This window comes from Fructilactobacillus sp. X3R2C1 (assembly GCF_059901235.1).
Map to the genome: position 1 here is coordinate 168,961 of NZ_JBWXVA010000003.1, position 17,004 is coordinate 185,964.

Consider the following 17,004-nt stretch of genomic DNA (forward strand, 5'->3'; position numbering starts at 1 on the left):
AACACTAAGAGGAGAAAACATTATATGGAATTATTAGTTTCAATGTTTCCGATACTAGTCCCAATAATTCTGCTGGGCTTTTTAAACATGCCAGCTTTAAAGGGAATGAGTGTAACGGCAATACTTGTTATTTTAGCTAGTTTATTGGTCTGGAAAATGCCAATGAAAGCTCTGGCAGCTTCAGCCATTCAGGGAGTCCACAAAAGTCTGACGATTGCTTGGATCCTCCTTGGGGCACTGTTATTACTAAGAGCACTGGAATACACCGGATCAGTGGATCGAATCAACGCTGGCTTTACCAATTTAACCACCGACATGCGCCTACAAGCCATCCTGATTGTCTTTCTGTTTGGTTCTCTAATCGAAGGCGTTTCTGGTTTTGGAGCTCCCGCCATGGTCACCGCACCACTGCTAATCGCTCTGGGATTTAAGCCCCTATCTTCAATCGTTTTGGCCCTTGTCGCCGACTCAACGGCCGCCTCGTTTGGAGCCGTCGGGACCCCGCTAACGGTTGGTCTAAGTAACACCGTTAGTACGGCTGAGATGGGAAAAGTCGGGTTAAAGATTGCTAACCTCGAGTTAATCAGTGGGACCCTGGTTCCGCTGATCCTAATCGTGATGCTGGTTTTCCTACTTCCCAACCAATACACCAAGCACCGCTTCAAATCAGTTTTACAGGTTACTCCATGGTGTCTTGCCATTGGTTTAATCTACTCGACTTCAACCATTATCAGTCAATTATTACTGGGATACGAATTAACATCCGTTATCAGCCCAATCATTGCGCTGATTTTTGCCATCTTAAGTATTAAGTTCAACATCTTACTACCAAGGGATGTTAAGAAAAATCCATGGCAGCAGTCCGAAAAAGTAACCATCAAAGAGCCCCGAACCGATATTTCACTAATTAGAGCATGGTTACCATACGTCCTCGTAGTCGTTCTATTAGTAATCCCTAAACTCGTCAAACCGGTCCATAACTGGTTAAACAGCCACGTCAACCTATCATTAACCAACATTCTTGGCTTTAAGGCAATTGACTCGAGCTGGCTCCTTTTAGCTTCACCGGGAACCGTCCTCTTGATTGTTGCCCTACTAACGGTTCTGCTTCGTGAAGAATCATTTCGTTCGTTTTCACACGAAGCGTGGGACGTGGTGAAATCAATGAAGACCACGCTTCTGACCTTAATTGTGACTTTAATCATGGTCCAAGTCTTTACTAACACCAATTTTAACGGCGCCAAATTAGACAGCATGCCCGGTTACTTGGCATCGTTTATGGCTACTCACCTGCATGGCGTCTGGTTAGCAATCGCACCAATCCTAGGTGCGGTTGGATCATTTGTCACCGGAAGCACGACCGTCTCCACCTTGACTTTCTCATCAATTCAGGCTGATGTCGCCATGGACGCTGGCTTAGATAAATTTCTCATCCTCGCCGGTCAGGTCATCGGCGCCGCGGTTGGAAACATGATTTGTGTCTACAACATTGTTTCCGTGAGTGGCGTAGTTGGACTGAAGGGACAAGAGGGGACGGTAATGCGGAAGACTGCCATTCCAGCAGCCGCTTATCTCTTTTTTCTCATTATCTCCATCTTCATATTCAAATAATTATAGGTAAACAAAAATCCATCCCAACTAATTTTGGAATGGATTTTTTTCAGATTTAATTATCAAAATTTTTAATCTTTAAACGTCCATACTTCGTTAAGTAAAAAGCCAATAAACCCTAGAATCAGGATTAAATCAGTCCACATGACGGAAAGATGAGAAATTCCAATTATTACCAAAAGAAACACCAGCAGGGTCACAATCCCACCCCAAATACGTTGCTTTGGAGTAATTTCACCCGCAATCTCCATTGCTGGATTCTTAATAAATAAAGTGACAGCCCAAATAATGATACAGAGGGCACTTAAAATAATTAAAATCCAGTCAATGAAACCAATGGGAAAACCATAGATAATCTCTTGGATGCCTTCAACCACACTAGTGCCAAATAAAATCATAGCCATGGCCGTCCACAGTAAACTGATACGACTAGTAAATGCGTTTTTCTTCATATTTAACACCTACCTTTAGATAAATTTTAACATATATTTAACTTTGAAAGAAAAATGTTAAAGAAAAAGGGACTGACATCGTTTGTTCATTAACATCAATCCCTAAAAATATTTTATAGCAATGCTTTAAGTTTTACCTCTGATCAGCGGCCCACTTGGCAAACTGGGTCCAAATCTCATGCTTTTCTTTCTCATCATCAGTACCCTTTGACGCCTTAATCGTCGAAGCTAACTTGGCTTTTAAGGATTTTTTCTGATCAGCTGTCAAATTTTTAACCGACTCAGTTAAATTAACCTGGCCCTCTTCCATTCCTTGATTAGCCAAGTTCAAGGTCCCGTGCTCGTGGCTGTTTTCAATAAACGACCAAATTGGGATAATGATAAATAAAGTCAAAGCAATTCTAGGAAAGAAAAACGCCAAAATAATCAAAATGACGTACGCCGCAATTGAATAGTTAAAGTTTCTGGCAAAAATATAGTTGAAAACTTCATGTTGCTTGGAGTGCTTTCGATACTTGACTTCCGCAATTTGCGACACAATAATGCGAAAGACCACCAATAAAATTAGTGAAAGAGTGCCATAAAGCATCACCGTGATTTGCGATGTATCGTCGGTCATAAGCTTTGTAAAAGTTGGAATTAACGACATGAAAAAGAGGAACACCAGGTCCATGACAACCGTCTTGTTGGCGACTTTTTCGGTATCGTTGAATACTTGAGCATGCTGGTACCACAAGTTCCCAACAAAACAAAAACTAACGGCATAGATTCCAATGGCACGAAATAGAACCAGATACTCAACGTTTCCACCCATTTTCTCAATCGGCAGTTCCAACACCATCACGGTAATAATGATGGCAATAATGGCGTCACTGAAGGCATCAAGTCGATCTTTCATTTTTTTCTTGATTTCACCCATAACGTTTCCTCACTTTGATAGATTTACGCTAATTATAGCACGCCATTATGGAGATTTTAAACACATCAAAAAAGCGTTTCACAATTACCAACTTCATGATTAAATTTATCTACAACCAAAAAGGCTATCAAGTACTTGATAGCCTTTCATTTGGCAAAACATATCATAACCGCGATCACTGATTAACCGTCTTTATGGTGTTCCACTATCTTTTGAACCATACTTGATGCTCCAGTTAAGCGTAGCGTCATATCCCCCGGTACTACCGACGGCACTTCCACTCTGGTTCATCCTTAAATCAAGTCCTTGATTAGCATTCCATTTAATTGGAGTCGTAATCTTACCATCTTCCTTTTTTCCAGGATAGTTGTAAACCTGGACGTTGCCAGTTCCTGGATTCAAAATGGTTGGTTGCTTGCTGTTTAAGGCAAAGTAAGCCAGTGAAAATGGTGACCCGGGCCTCCCAATCTCATGTGGATTTTCAGGAGTATTCTCCTGAGAGAGCCAGACACTGTACGGACTCTTAACACGACGATCATCGGTTAAACTAGCAACCTCGTACCCTTTGTTGATGTCAATCGGGGTCTTTTTCTTGCCAAGGTTTCTTGGTTGCATGTACTGATCCTTAAAGAAGTAGTCATTTTGAAAGCCGTAGTCTAAATCCTGCGGTTGATTCAAAACAACCGATCCATTGTAGAAATTATAGGTCTCTTTTCGTCCTTGAAACTTAAGTGAATCCTGGTTGCGATCGGTTCCCGTCAATTCAGGGATTGAACTCATATTATCAGGATTATTGTCCCCAAGCTGAAGGTCAGCGGTAATATTAGTTACCTCTCGACCATTCATGTCTGGAAGATTCTTAATCGTAATCTTCTTAGCGTTCTTAAAGTTAGAGTTGGAGTCTTTCCCACTAATCTCATAATCGGTGGTGTCACTTACCGTATAATCACTATTACTAATTGGTTCTCCGTTAACATCAATGTTCTTGATGTCTTTAATACTTGGAACCACAAATGAATACGAACCATCTTTAAACTGCGTGCCTTCAATCATGTTATGAAGGGAAATCTTGTACTGAACCTCACTTCCGTCTTTGACGTCGGTCAGATTATTGGTCCAAGTATTACCACCGTCATTTGACATCTGGTTTTGTAAAATAACCCGTGGTTTAACGTTGTCGTACGGGTTATTCGACATTTCGACGGTCGCCTGACTTGACTTAACCACTCCGTCATCCGGTGCCGTAAAGTTACTTCCCTTAGCGGTTACCGTATTCTGCTTAGTATTAGGATCTGGATCAGTAATAATCGTTCGAAATCCAACCGAGTCAGGTTTCCCATCATCGTCGATGGGTTCAATTCCGTTGGGGTATTCCGCCACGATTTGATCGTTATCGTCCAGACCACGCATCCCTAGATTGGTCATGTCATCCGTAACCTTAACGTTATCCCAGGTATTTCCTAAACCATTATCTTTGTAGTTATAGGTGTCGACCTTATAAAGCATCACGTCTCCAACCTTAGCGTTAGTGACGAGGTCCTTAAATTCACTTGGATCGATTTCCTTAATCATGTCATTTGCGGCACCGGTATCACTATCATAGGGATTAATATCCTTATACTTCCCCTCACGTTGAAGTGCACTTAAATCACAAACTAATTTTTTAACTCCAGGAATCTGAGGAATTTCGGTATTGGCAATGGCACTGACCATGTTCAACGCACCAGTTGCACCAGTAAATCCCCACCATGCGTAGTCACCTTGAAATTGGCTCAAAGGAACATTTTCAGTAGTGGTATGCTGATCAATTCCGTCAATTGAGTGACCAGACTTGGGATCATTATAAGTAACGGTTGCGGTGGCATGATCCGACCTGGCGTTACTATCTGGTTGCCAGTCATTAGGCATCCACTTATAAGTCACCGGGATCCATGTTCCCTGATTAGCCGTTAAAGATGGCGTCTGACTATAATCATGGTGATTGATTCCAATATGATCTTTATCGTGCCAGTCAAATGGACCAGTGAATTCATTTGGGTAAATGAACGCCGTATGTGGAATCTTTCGCGGCAATTTATGGTCACTATAATCTCCGTTGTAGTATGGATCAAACTCAAACGATAAAGCATTATGAATAAATTGGGTCCTCAAATATGCCTTTTTAGGATTAACATGATCATTGTCAATTGCCTTTGAAGCGGTTCGGACATTTCCGTATGAACCGAGTGATTCACCCGATGATCCGATGGCATTTGGATTGTCATTTTGCAGGGTAAAGGTCAGTCCATCAGCTAATGTTTTAACTTTTTTCGGGTTTTTCATATAAACGTAAAACTTAATTGTAAACGGTTTTTGTAAATCAACTTGGTTCTTCCACCACATGGTTTGAGCAGAATGATCATCACCAGTATTATCAGTTACCACCTGAACGTTGGGATATCTTTTTTGAACGCTTTCATTCGGTTGAATCCCAGCAAACATAAATTCATCCATTGACGGACCTGATTCTGGTGGTGCAGGAATGTTATACGGATTATCTGGATCCGCCCTAACACTCATCATTGCGCCACAAATCATAAATACAGCAGTACAAACCACTCCTATTAATAGCTTATAAAGTACTTCTCTTTTTATTCTCATTTTTTCTCAATTCTTTTTATTTTTCTTTTTGTGATAGAACATCCGACAAATCCAAAAAATAATCCAAATTTCGATGGTCAAAAATACCGCAATTAAAACCGGTACGTATGACTCTACTTGGTTTGATAACTTTAGTGGGGTAAACGTCTTGTGCAATCGAACCGTTTGCTTGTCAGAATGGATCATAATATCCATCCGATACCTACCAGGCTGCAATTTTTGATAGGGAATTGTCCACACCAAAGGAGTATTCGGGGCAATACTGACATCCGAATATTCCTTTATCGTATCCAATTTTTCGTTATGAAAAACTTTGACTCGCACCCTCGCATGTTGAATCAGCTGTGGGTAATTATTCTTAATCGTAACTTTAAACGCATTTAATCCATCATAATTTCCACTCTCAATGTTTGAAATTTTTAAACGATCTAATTTCAATCCATCCTGTCCACTTAACGAAACTCCAATAACGTAACTGGCTAAACTGTTAACCTTCTCGTTTGAAACGGAAGGAACCACTCCAGTAGCAGTGATGCCAGCAAGTTCTGTTCCCATAACTCGTGAATTTGTCCTGATTTGGTAATTGACTACCTTACTTGCATCCGGAGCCAAATTCACTTCTCTTTTAAGTTTTCCAACAACTTGTCTAGAAACCGAATTCTGATCATTTTTAAGCACGCTTGGATTAGCGTATGAAATACTGCCACTCGACGTGGTCGTTGCATTATTCAGCGTTAACCTAATTTTAATGGGACGGTCTCCATGATTTTTCAAAAGAAGCGGAAGCTGGTATTCCCGATTCGGTTTAGCTTGAATCGCAAAATACTCTTTGCCCTTTTGAAGTGGAAGTCCACCCAAAACTGGCGTGGCAGAAAATGACGGATAATCATCCGAATTGGCCTGGGAAGTCATTGGCACAAACAGTTCAATCAACAAAACTCCAACTAAAATTATAATTTTAATTAGTTTTCGCATTTGAATTTTATTTCGAATTCTTCAATTCTAATTTTTTAATGAAATGACGGTTTAATATAATCAGAAAAGCGATAAAGAGAAAAATCACTCCGGCTACCATTGTGCCCCATTGAAGCATTTGTCCTGTTTGAGGTAACGTACCTTGTTGCTCTCCACTAACAGCAATGGTTGGCGGAATTTTAGTGCCTTCTGATTCAGAGGGACCTGGGGTTTTATTAGACATATCTTCAGGTTGACCACCCTGTCCATTGGGTGCTGGAGTTACGTTTCTACCAATTCGAATTGTGGTATTTGAATTAGATTCACTCTTCGCAAACGAAGCTGCATTCGCTTCTAACCCAACGGCTATTAAAATAGTTAATCCAGTTAACAGTACCATCCTTAAAAACTTAGAACATTGTATTCGCATTTGTACATCTCCCAACCTAGTTATTTAGATTGATCGTTTCTTTTATCAAGTTCTGCTTGCTGTGCGGCAATCAAATCCTTTTGTTTTTTGTGTTGACGGTACAAAACGTAGCATAAGATCAAGATTAAGATTAACAAGATAATCAATAGGATGATCCACCACCAGTTTTTATTAGCATTATTAATTGCTGCCTGAGCAATTGAAATATGGAAATCTTTTTCAATATCCCACTTGTTTCCGTTAATGTCTGAAGCCTGCAAACTCAAATGATAATTACCGGGTAACAACGCATTTTTGCCAAAATTATTCATAAAATTAAAGTTGGAATTAGGCGCCATACTTAAGCCACTCTGGTTGGCCTTACTCAAGACTTTCTTTGGATTACTCTTTCGGTAAATCTTGTCTTTTAAATGCATTTGACTAACCGTCGTGGGCTTTTCGTTTGCCAACTTGGTATAAATCACCGGTTCACTAGCTACCTTCCCCGGTTTAATGCCTTGAGCCGTAAGCTTTGGTTTAATGGTTTGATTAGTGTTGTCACGAAGATAGACGGGCATTGCTAAAGCAAACTTATTATTAACGCTGACTCCCCTTAACTTAGCTGCAGAAGGTGGTAATTGTGGACTAACGTACAGTCCACCCATGATGACACCTTGATAGGTCTTGTCAGGAGCTTTTACGTTAAAGTTAACGTTGGTTCCCTTATTAGGAGCTAAGTTAATCGTCTGCTTCTTGTCTCCTTGGACTAAATCCTTGAATTTATACTTCAAAGTTTTATCAGTTGGAAACTTATTAGTCGGATTGAGCGCAATGGCACCACCACCGGAAGTAAAAGCAGTTGTTGGTTCAATGCTAAAGGACTGGGGTGACTTGGATAAATTAACGATGCTCAAACTAATTTGTTGGGTTTGACCCGGCTTGGTTTGAACAAAGATCACACCATCTTGCTTAATTTGATTCTTAGTGTAATTCGGTTTAACCGCAATTGATGGACCTTGGGCTGCATTTGTTTTTAAGGTTCCAAGTATCGGAATCATCAAAAGAATGGTTGCAACGACAAGTAAAAACGGTAACCAGAATTTCTTCAACCTTGATAAAATTACAATCACGTCCTACTTAATTAATTTTCTAATTTACTAAAAAGAAGACAAACCGTACGTGGTCTGTCTTCTTGGTTATACAATACACACCCGTAAAGAGAACTATTAGTTAGTTGGGTTTTGTGGGCCTTGTGCGTTAAGAGTCCAAGTAATTTGTGCGTTGTAATCAGCTGGAGTAACGTTAGCTGGCATGTTCAAACTAGCGTCAGTACTCTTTGAGTAGTTAACTGAAGTTGATCCTAAACCTTGACCAGCATTAGCTGAAAGAACTTGGGTAGAATTGTTAGATCCGGCTTGAAGCAATGGAGTATTAACTTCAGCGGTACTGCCAGTACTATTTTTATAAGCGGTTTGATTTAATTGAACACCCCAACCATTACCAGGTTGATCATTAAATTGACCTAAAGCAGCTGAGACACTCCAACCAGCACCATTTGGTTGGTCTTTAACGGCACGACCATCAACAACCACTAATTGTGGCTTACCATTACCGGTTTGGTTATCATGCAACGGAATCCCGAATTGTGGGTTAGGGTTGTTAGCTGCTTCACCGAAGTTTAAATCTGGAACTTCTGATAAAGTTAAGTATCCGGTTCTTACTTGAACGTGAGCATTTGACTTTTCTGATACTGAACCAGTAGTGTCATTAGGAGTTGAGCTAGTGTCGCCATTTACAGCATCGGCATTTGCATTAACATTACCAACGGCCATTGACAAACCTAAAACGGCTGCTAATGATGCCACACCTAAAACTAATTTCTTACCAATATTTGCTTCCATAAAAAACTACCTCCAAAAAATATATTATTTTATTGCTAATAAATTGTATGTTTGTAATGGTGATAAAGCACCACAGACACGCAATCTAATAACATCTTTCACAAAGACATTATACCATAGAATAAAATCCTTGTGCAATAAAAATAGGAAAAATTTCACAACACCCACTTCTTTTCACAATATCCTAATAGAATCCTGGCTTCATGCAAAAGTCTACTATTAGTATAACTTATAAATTGATTATTTTTCAAGCTAAAAAAATCACGGTGACCTTTCGATCACCGTGACTTCAATTAATTCTTATTAATTAGTTAGTATAAATTATCTTAGTACCAACCGTGTGATTGCCAGAATGATTGGGCACCTGACCATGAACCATAACGTGAAGTTACGTATTGGTTAGCAACTCGATCTTGGTTAGCAGCTGAGTAGTCACCATTTAAGTATGACTTAGATAATTGGTACTTACCGTAGTAGTTACCATTTGAAGCAGTGTATGAACCACCTGATTCACGTGCAGTGATCCAAGCTTTGGCTGCATCATCACCACCGTTGCTTGAGTAGTTAACGTTAGCTGGTTTAACAGTGTTAGTTTGTACAGCGTAAGTTCTTTGGTTAGTTCGTGGTGCTGCTGGAGCTGGAGTACTCTTTTGAGCTGATGCTTGTACATTAGCCTTTGGTGCTTGGGTTGATTGAGTATTAGCTTGTTGCTGTGGAGCTGCTTGTTGTACAGGAGCTTGAGCTTTTGGTGCAGCTGGGGCTGGGGCTTGTACTTGAGCCTTTGGTGCTGGTTGAGCAGCAACTGGTTGTTGTACAGGTTGTGCAACCTTAGCAACTGGAGCTTTAACAGCTGGAGTAGTCTTTGGTGCTTGGTAACCAGTAGTTTGTGCTGGTTGTGATACAGCATTTGGAACAGTAACACCAGTTGGGATTACTAATCTTTGTCCAACTGAGATTTGGTCAACATTTTGTAAATGGTTGGCTTTGGCGATTTGGTTAGTAGAAACTTTGTATTGTTGAGCAATTTCTGAAACAGTGTCACCTGATTTAACTGTAACGTTTGTTGAAGCATGGGTGGTGTTAGCACCTACTGCTAATAAACCTAATGCTGCGGCACTTGATAAAACTACGGCCTTGATACTTTTTGACTTCATAATAATAATCACTCCTAATCTAAATTTCTTAACTAATTTTCGTTTTCCGGTTTTCTGTTTTTTAAATTCGTTGATCTCCTGTATCAATCAACAATGTATATACTAAACGGAAAACATTACACACAAATAACACAGTGTTTAAAAAAATCGCCGATTTTTGTTATTTTGTAACATAAGTAACATGTTTTGCAACATAACCCTAAAAATCACCGGATTATTGAGTGTTTTCTGTGTCATTTTGTAATTTTTGCTCTTTTTTTGCCATATACCCCCTTCAATTTCTGCAAAATTACTCCAAAAAAAGTTTGACAACCATGTTTTTAGGTTAATTCAACCTAATTTTTCCGTTTTTGACCAGTTTCTACTATATTAATGTATCGATTGTCAGATTCATCCTCAGTTTTGAATTTCTCACTACCATCTTATTTTTAATTACTAAAACCATATTAATATGGTAGAAAACTTTTTTATGTCATTTAAATTATCAGCCCTTTTTTACGGCCAGCTACTTTATGACCTGTACCAATTTGGCAATCAAAAAATTATTTTGAACTATTTATAATGAAGAAATGCGTCAAGTTAGGGATACTTTAGATAGCGCTTTCATATATGGAACGATAAGGAATAAACCACTTTTTTTGGTAGCAGTAGTGTTATATAATTGGTCTTGTATACGAATAACTATAATTATTAAAAGGAGTGAGTATTAATGGCAACTGCTAACCGTGCATTATTCATGCTTTTCGGTGGCACTGGTGACCTTGCTTTGCGAAAGTTATATCCAGCCTTATTTGAACTTTACAAAAAGGGCAGTATTGACAATCATTTTGCACTGCTTGGGTTAGCTAGACGACCCCACACCGATGAGGAATTTCAAAAAATGGTTTTGGATTCCATCTCGTCAGAAGCAGATAATCAAGAACAAGCTGAAGAGTTTGCTAGTCATTTTTACTTCAGATCTCATGATGTTACCAACGTGGAACATTATCAGGCCTTGAGTAAATTAGCCGACGAACTTGACAAGAAATACGAACTTAATGGTAATCGGATCTTTTATGTTTCAATGGCCCCAAGATTCTTTGGAATCGTTGCTAAAAATCTGAAGGAACAACACGTTCTTTCAGACAATGGCGGCTTTAACCGCTTGGTAATTGAAAAACCATTCGGTCGAGACTATGAATCTGCTGAAAAATTAAATGATGAATTAACCGCTGCGTTTAAGGAAGACCAAATCTTTCGCATCGATCATTATTTAGGCAAAGAAATGGTTCAAAGTATCCCAGTTATTCGATTCGGTAACCCCATCATCGATGCCGTTTGGAACCACAACTACATCGATAACGTCCAGATCACCCTATCCGAAAAACTTGGCGTAGAAGACCGTGCCGGATATTACGACACAGCTGGTGCTTTACGTGATATGATTCAAAACCATACCATGCAAATCATGACCCTCCTTGCAATGGATAAGCCAGAATCATTTGTTGATACTGACGTTCGTGCTACCAAGGTCAAAACCCTTGAAAGTATGAACTTCTATGATACTGATGGTGTCAAAGAGAACTTTGTTCGTGGTCAATATGGAGCTGGTAGTGGTTCAGCCGCCTACCGTGACGAGCCAGACGTTCCACACGATTCTAATAATGATACCTTTGTTGCCGGAAAAGTAACTTACAATCTTTCTAGATGGGAGGGCACTCCTTTCTACGTTCGAACTGGTAAGAAGTTAAAAACCAAAGCCACTAGAGTTGATATTGTCTTCAAAAAAGACATTAACAACATCTTCAGTAAAGCCGGTTTGCCAGATACTCTTAAAACCAACGTCCTCTCAATTTTAATTGACCCTCGCGGTGGAATTACACTGAGAGTCAACGTCAAGGATTCCAAACAAGGTTTCCATACCGAAACCATCGACCTTAGTTACCTACAAAATGATGCTCGGGCTTCAGAAGTTCCTCAACCATACGAGCGTCTTTTCCATGACATCTTAAATGGTGATCACACCAACTTTGCAAGCTGGCCAGAAGTTGCCGCCGCTTGGAAGTATGTTGACCCCATTCAGAAGTACTGGGACGAAACCAAACCTGATTTTCCTAACTACGAACCAGGTTCAATGGGACCAAAGGCAGCAGACGAGTTATTAGCTCGAGATGGTCACAGTTGGTACTTCCCTGCTGAAAAGTAAAGAAAGTGCTTACAAAATTTGAAGTTTCTATTTCACAATTCTAATGTGAAATGGTAAACTACTAGTGTAATGAATTAACATATATATTCGAAAAGGAAGGTATATTATGGCTGATAAAAAAGCAAACATTGGTGTTGTTGGTATGGCTGTTATGGGTAAGAACCTTGCCCTCAACATTGAAAGTCGCGGTTACACAGTTGCAATTTATAACCGTACTGCAAGTAAGACTGAACAAGTAATGAAGGATCACGGTGACAAACACTTGATTCCAAGTTACAACGTTAAGGATTTCGTTGAATCAATTCAAAAACCTCGTACGATCTTATTGATGGTTAAGGCTGGAAAGCCAACTGATGCCGTTATTGCTGAACTATTACCATTACTTGATAAGGGTGACACTCTTATTGACGGTGGTAACACTAACTTCCACGATACTATGGCTCGAAGTGAAAAACTTGCTAAGTCAGGTATTAACTTTATCGGAATGGGTGTTTCTGGTGGTGAACTTGGAGCCCTTAAAGGTCCTTCACTAATGCCCGGTGGTCAAAAAGAAGCCTACGACCGTGTTGCCCCAATCCTTGAAAAGATTGCTGCTAAGGCCGAAGATGGCGAACCATGTGTTGCTTACATTGGCCCTAACGGTGCTGGTCACTATGTAAAGATGGTCCACAATGGTATCGAATATGGTGACGAAGAATTAATCGATGAAACCTTTAACCTTTTGAGAAATGCTGCTGGTTACTCAGTTGATGACCTTGCTAAAATCTTCAAAGATTGGAACAAGGGTGAATTAAACTCATACTTGATTGAAATCACTGCTGACATCTTGACTAGAAAAGATGACTTAGGCGACGACAAGAACAAGCCAATTGTTGACGCAATCTTAGACCGTGGTGCTAACAAGGGTACTGGTAAGTGGAGTTCAATCGATGCTTTAGACATTGGTGCTCCTCAATCAGTTATCACCGAATCAGTTTACGCTCGTTTCATCTCAATGATGAAAAAAGAACGAATGGCCGCTTCAAAGGTTCTTCATGGTCCTGCCAAAGAACCTAAGTTTAACAGCGACGAAATCGTTGAAAAGGCTCGCCAAGCATTATACTTCGGTAAAATCATGAGTTATGCTCAAGGTTTCGAACAAATGCGGATGGCCTCAGAACACTATGGTTGGGACTTGAAGTACGACCAATTAGCTAAGATTTGGCGTGCTGGATGCATTATCCGTGCCCAATTCCTTCAAAACATCACTGATGCCTTTGATAAGGATCCTAAGTTAACTAACTTGTTAATGGACCCATACTTCTCAGACATCGCTAACAAGTACCAAGACTCAGCTAGAGAAATCGTTTCGTTAGCTACTGAAGCAGGTATTCCTGTTCCATCATTGTCAGCTGCCGTTTCATACTTCGACTCATACAGAGCTCAAGTACTTCCAGCTAACTTGCTTCAAGCACAACGTGATTACTTCGGTGCTCACACTTACGAACGTACTGACCGTCCAGGTAACTTCCATTACCCATGGTACAAAGAACAATAAAACAAACGTTTTAAAAAGATCGACTTTAATAGTCGATCTTTTTCTATGTTTTTAGCTAACAAACAAGCATTATAGTCTAAAAAGCTGTATTATGATGGTGTAGTAGATAGTTAAACAATTAGGGAGGAACAAGACAATGTCCGAACGAAAAGTATACAATGATTATTTCTATGATGAACCAGCTTTTAACACCCATGACGGTGGATACATTCCACTCAAGGTGCCTGATGTTCCAGAACACAAATTAAACATCCCCGAAATTTTAAAGCCCGATAAAGAAACCGATACCGACATGTGGTACACGGTGGATGCTCAACCAGGTGAAACTCAGATTTTACCCGGTGAAAAAACAAAGACTTGGGGTTACAACGCTAGTATTTTAGGTAAGACCATCATTTTAAAAGAGGGTAAACACATGCATGTGACCTTAAAAAATGACTTACCAGTTTTAACCACCTTTCATTGGCACGGACTAAATGTTTCCGGTCCATACGTTGACGGTGGTTGTCACGCACCAGTTTACCCTGGTGAAAGCAGTGAAATTGAGTTTACGGTGGATCAGCCTGCTGCCACATTGTGGTTGCACGCTCATCCATGTCCAGAAACTTCTGAACAAGTCTACAAGGGTCTCGCAACCCCAGTGGTTGTTCAAGACGACATTGAATCCAAGTTACCTTTCCCAAGAAATTACGGAGTCGATGACATTCCCGTTGTCTTACAAGACCGTCATTTCCACAAGGGTAACCAACTAAACTACAAAGAAGACTATGACCCAGATGGTGTTCAGGGTCCAACGGCCATGATTAATGGTACCGTGAACCCTTACTTTGACGTTACTACCCAACGAGTACGACTCAGATTCCTGGACGGCTCCAACCGTCGTGAATGGCGCCTTCACTTTGATGACGATCTGAAGTTCACTCAGATTGGTTCTGATGGCGGAATTCTCCCTGAACCAGTCGAGTTCACTCACCTCATGATGGTTTGTGCCGAACGTGATGAAGTCATCGTTGATTTCAGTGGTTATAAACCCGGTGATGAAGTTCAACTCTACTCCGACGACGTTCCCATCATGACGTTTAAGATTCATGAGTTCGCACCAGACAACACCAAGCTCCCAGATCACCTCGTTGACATGCCACCATTTGCCAAAATTGACAAGGATGCTCCCGTTCATAAGGCAGCTATGTCTGGAATGGACGAATCCGTTGAAATCAACGGTAAAAAGTTCGATATGCAACGAATCGATGATCGCCAAGAAGTCGGTAAAGAACGAATTTGGGAAGTATCTAATTCAAACGAAATGGATGGCGGGATGGTTCATCCTTACCACATGCACGGAACTCAATTCCGAGTACTTTCCAGAAACGGTGGTGACCCTTATCCAAACGAACACGGTTGGAAGGACACCATTGGGGTTAACCCCGGCGAAGTCGTTCGCTTGCAAGTTAAGTTCGACTTCCCTGGCGTTTACATGTATCACTGTCACATTACGGAACACGAAGACGGTGGCATGATGCTTCAGATCCAGGCTTATGACAAGAATGATCCACACAAGAAGTACAAGTTAATGAACATGGATACCCTACTGAACGCTCTTTCAAAAGAAGAGGGCATCCCAGTGAAGGACTTAGATATCCCAGCTATGAATTCATACAAAAAGATGGGAATCCACATGTGTTAATTAAAGATTGGAAAACAGCTGCAGTGATGCGGCTGTTTTTTTGTGGGTAAAATCATTTATGTAATTTATTAATGTTAAAAATAAGCGTTACGATGCAAATTCATCCAATTATCATCTAATAATTACAAACTTGGTCCGTTGCATTTTATCAACTTTATGATAATATTAATTACAATATAAAGCTTTAAATGGTTCAGAGAAGCCACAAGCATAACATGTTATACATATAATGATTGAACGATTGTGTTCTCATGCTATTCTGTGCGGTGAATCTGGACCCTGCAGAATTAAATGGGAGGACAATTTTTTTATGCCAAAATTGACAAAGTATCAAAAGCGCATCACGTGGTCAACTGGGATTGGGTTCATCCTAGAACGAATGGACGCCATGTTTATGTCACTGGCACTGGCTTCAATCATCATTAGCTTAAACATCTCAAAGGCTCAGGGTGGCTTACTGCCAGCCATTACCGCCATCGGATCAATTTTCGGTGGGATTGGCTTTGGCGCAATCGCCGACCGTTATGGAAGGGTCAAAACCCTCTGCTGGACGATCATCATCTATGCCATTGGAACCGCCGGAATGGGACTTACCAACTCGTTCTGGATGCTATGTCTCTTTCGCATCATCATCGGGGTCGGTAATTCTGGTGAGTACGGGATTGCGATTACCATGCTAAGTGAGGCCTTCTCCAAGAAATATCTCGGTCGCTTGTCGGCCGCTGCTGGAGTCTGCGGTCAGATTGGTTCAATTATTGCCTCCCTCCTATCTGCCTTTATTCTTCCCCACTTTGGTTGGCACGTCCTCTTCTTCATTGGGATCGTTCCCGTTATCTTAGCTTGGTTTATCAGATTTCACTTACCCGAGAGTAAAGAATTTACCGAGAACCGAAACGCCATTGAAAAAGATCCTAACCGTGATTTCAGCCACTGGACCGAATTATTCGCCACCCCGAAAGAATGCTTTCTAACGGTCAGAATCATGATTATGTTCATGATTCACATCGCCGGCTATAACGGTCTAATTAGTTGGCTTCCCTCAATTGCTCAAGAAAGAATGCACATCTCAGTGGCCGGTTCATCCCTTTGGATGATTGCGACCATCGTCGGCATGTCACTTGGGATCATGTGTTTTGGGATCGTTCAGGATCACCTCGGCAGTCGTCTGGCGTATGGCATCTGGCTACTAGCCGCCGCTGCCTCAGTCTTTTTACTGATTATCGCGCAAAATAAGTTGGAATTCCTCATCGGTGGTGGAATCGTTGGTTTCTGTTCCGACGGGATGTATAGTGGTTATGGAACCATCGTCAGCAAGCTCTACCCAACCGAGATTCGGGCAACGGCCAACAACACCATCATGAGTATTGCTAAAAGTGTCGGCAGCTTTTCCACCGTCCTGATTGGATTCTTGATGGATCGCTTTAACCTCATGGCGGTGATCCTCTTTTTGAGCGGGATTTACCTCGTTAGCTTCGTAATCATGCTGTCAATCAAGGAATTAAAACACGAAAACAAGGCGCAAATCACTACATCAGAAAACACGGAAAAGGTGGCATAA

At 40.7% G+C, this 17,004-nt stretch carries 13 protein-coding genes; 5 read left to right on the top strand and 8 right to left on the bottom strand.

What is annotated here, in order from left to right:
- Positions 1-24 precede the first annotated feature (24 nt).
- On the top strand, positions 25-1,611 hold the full coding sequence (locus AC6UDB_RS04695) for an L-lactate permease (RefSeq protein WP_500709271.1): 1,587 nt from the start codon (positions 25-27) through the stop codon (positions 1,609-1,611).
- Between the two features lie 71 nt (positions 1,612-1,682).
- Here the strand turns inward: AC6UDB_RS04695 and AC6UDB_RS04700 are convergent, their stop codons facing one another.
- The 8 genes from AC6UDB_RS04700 to apf all read right to left on the bottom strand — a co-directional run bounded on the left by AC6UDB_RS04700 (position 1,683) and on the right by apf (position 10,040).
- Positions 1,683-2,063 carry a hypothetical protein gene (locus tag AC6UDB_RS04700; protein ID WP_500697005.1) on the bottom strand — a complete coding sequence of 127 codons (381 nt, stop codon included), beginning with the start codon at positions 2,061-2,063 and terminating at the stop codon, positions 1,683-1,685.
- A 133-nt stretch (positions 2,064-2,196) separates the two neighbouring features.
- Positions 2,197-2,982 (bottom strand): TMEM175 family protein, encoded by a 786-nt coding sequence (locus tag AC6UDB_RS04705; RefSeq protein ID WP_500694117.1) that lies wholly within the window; start codon positions 2,980-2,982, stop codon positions 2,197-2,199.
- A gap of 192 nt (positions 2,983-3,174) precedes the next feature.
- On the bottom strand, positions 3,175-5,544 hold the full coding sequence (locus AC6UDB_RS04710) for a hypothetical protein (RefSeq protein WP_500709272.1): 2,370 nt from the start codon (positions 5,542-5,544) through the stop codon (positions 3,175-3,177).
- Positions 5,545-5,628: 84 nt separating this feature from the next.
- On the bottom strand, positions 5,629-6,558 hold the full coding sequence (locus tag AC6UDB_RS04715) for a WxL protein host-binding domain-containing protein (RefSeq protein WP_500699568.1): 930 nt from the start codon (positions 6,556-6,558) through the stop codon (positions 5,629-5,631).
- A gap of 46 nt (positions 6,559-6,604) precedes the next feature.
- Complete coding sequence (locus AC6UDB_RS04720) at positions 6,605-7,006, bottom strand: LPXTG cell wall anchor domain-containing protein (RefSeq protein WP_500709273.1); 402 nt, start codon at positions 7,004-7,006, stop codon at positions 6,605-6,607.
- Positions 7,007-7,026: 20 nt separating this feature from the next.
- The gene (locus AC6UDB_RS04725) at positions 7,027-8,115 is read right to left on the bottom strand and encodes a DUF916 domain-containing protein (RefSeq protein WP_500709274.1); all 1,089 of its coding nucleotides are present in this window, start codon (positions 8,113-8,115) and stop codon (positions 7,027-7,029) included.
- Positions 8,116-8,211: 96 nt separating this feature from the next.
- A complete protein-coding gene (locus tag AC6UDB_RS04730; protein ID WP_500695857.1) occupies positions 8,212-8,886 on the bottom strand; it encodes a WxL domain-containing protein in 675 nt (224 codons plus the stop codon).
- Between the two features lie 326 nt (positions 8,887-9,212).
- A complete protein-coding gene (gene apf / locus AC6UDB_RS04735) occupies positions 9,213-10,040 on the bottom strand; it encodes an aggregation-promoting factor (RefSeq protein ID WP_500709275.1) in 828 nt (275 codons plus the stop codon).
- A gap of 709 nt (positions 10,041-10,749) precedes the next feature.
- On the opposite strand from apf, the gene zwf reads away from it, so the two are divergent.
- From zwf to AC6UDB_RS04755, 4 genes are all read left to right on the top strand, one after another.
- Entirely contained in the window at positions 10,750-12,225 is a 1,476-nt protein-coding gene (gene zwf / locus AC6UDB_RS04740; RefSeq protein WP_500709276.1) for a glucose-6-phosphate dehydrogenase, read from the top strand.
- Between the two features lie 106 nt (positions 12,226-12,331).
- Complete coding sequence (gene gnd / locus AC6UDB_RS04745; RefSeq protein WP_500694125.1) at positions 12,332-13,762, top strand: NADP-dependent phosphogluconate dehydrogenase; 1,431 nt, start codon at positions 12,332-12,334, stop codon at positions 13,760-13,762.
- 136 nt (positions 13,763-13,898) lie between these two features.
- Entirely contained in the window at positions 13,899-15,446 is a 1,548-nt protein-coding gene (locus tag AC6UDB_RS04750) for a multicopper oxidase family protein (RefSeq protein WP_500708427.1), read from the top strand.
- Positions 15,447-15,756: 310 nt separating this feature from the next.
- Positions 15,757-17,004 (top strand): MFS transporter, encoded by a 1,248-nt coding sequence (locus tag AC6UDB_RS04755; RefSeq protein WP_500709277.1) that lies wholly within the window; start codon positions 15,757-15,759, stop codon positions 17,002-17,004.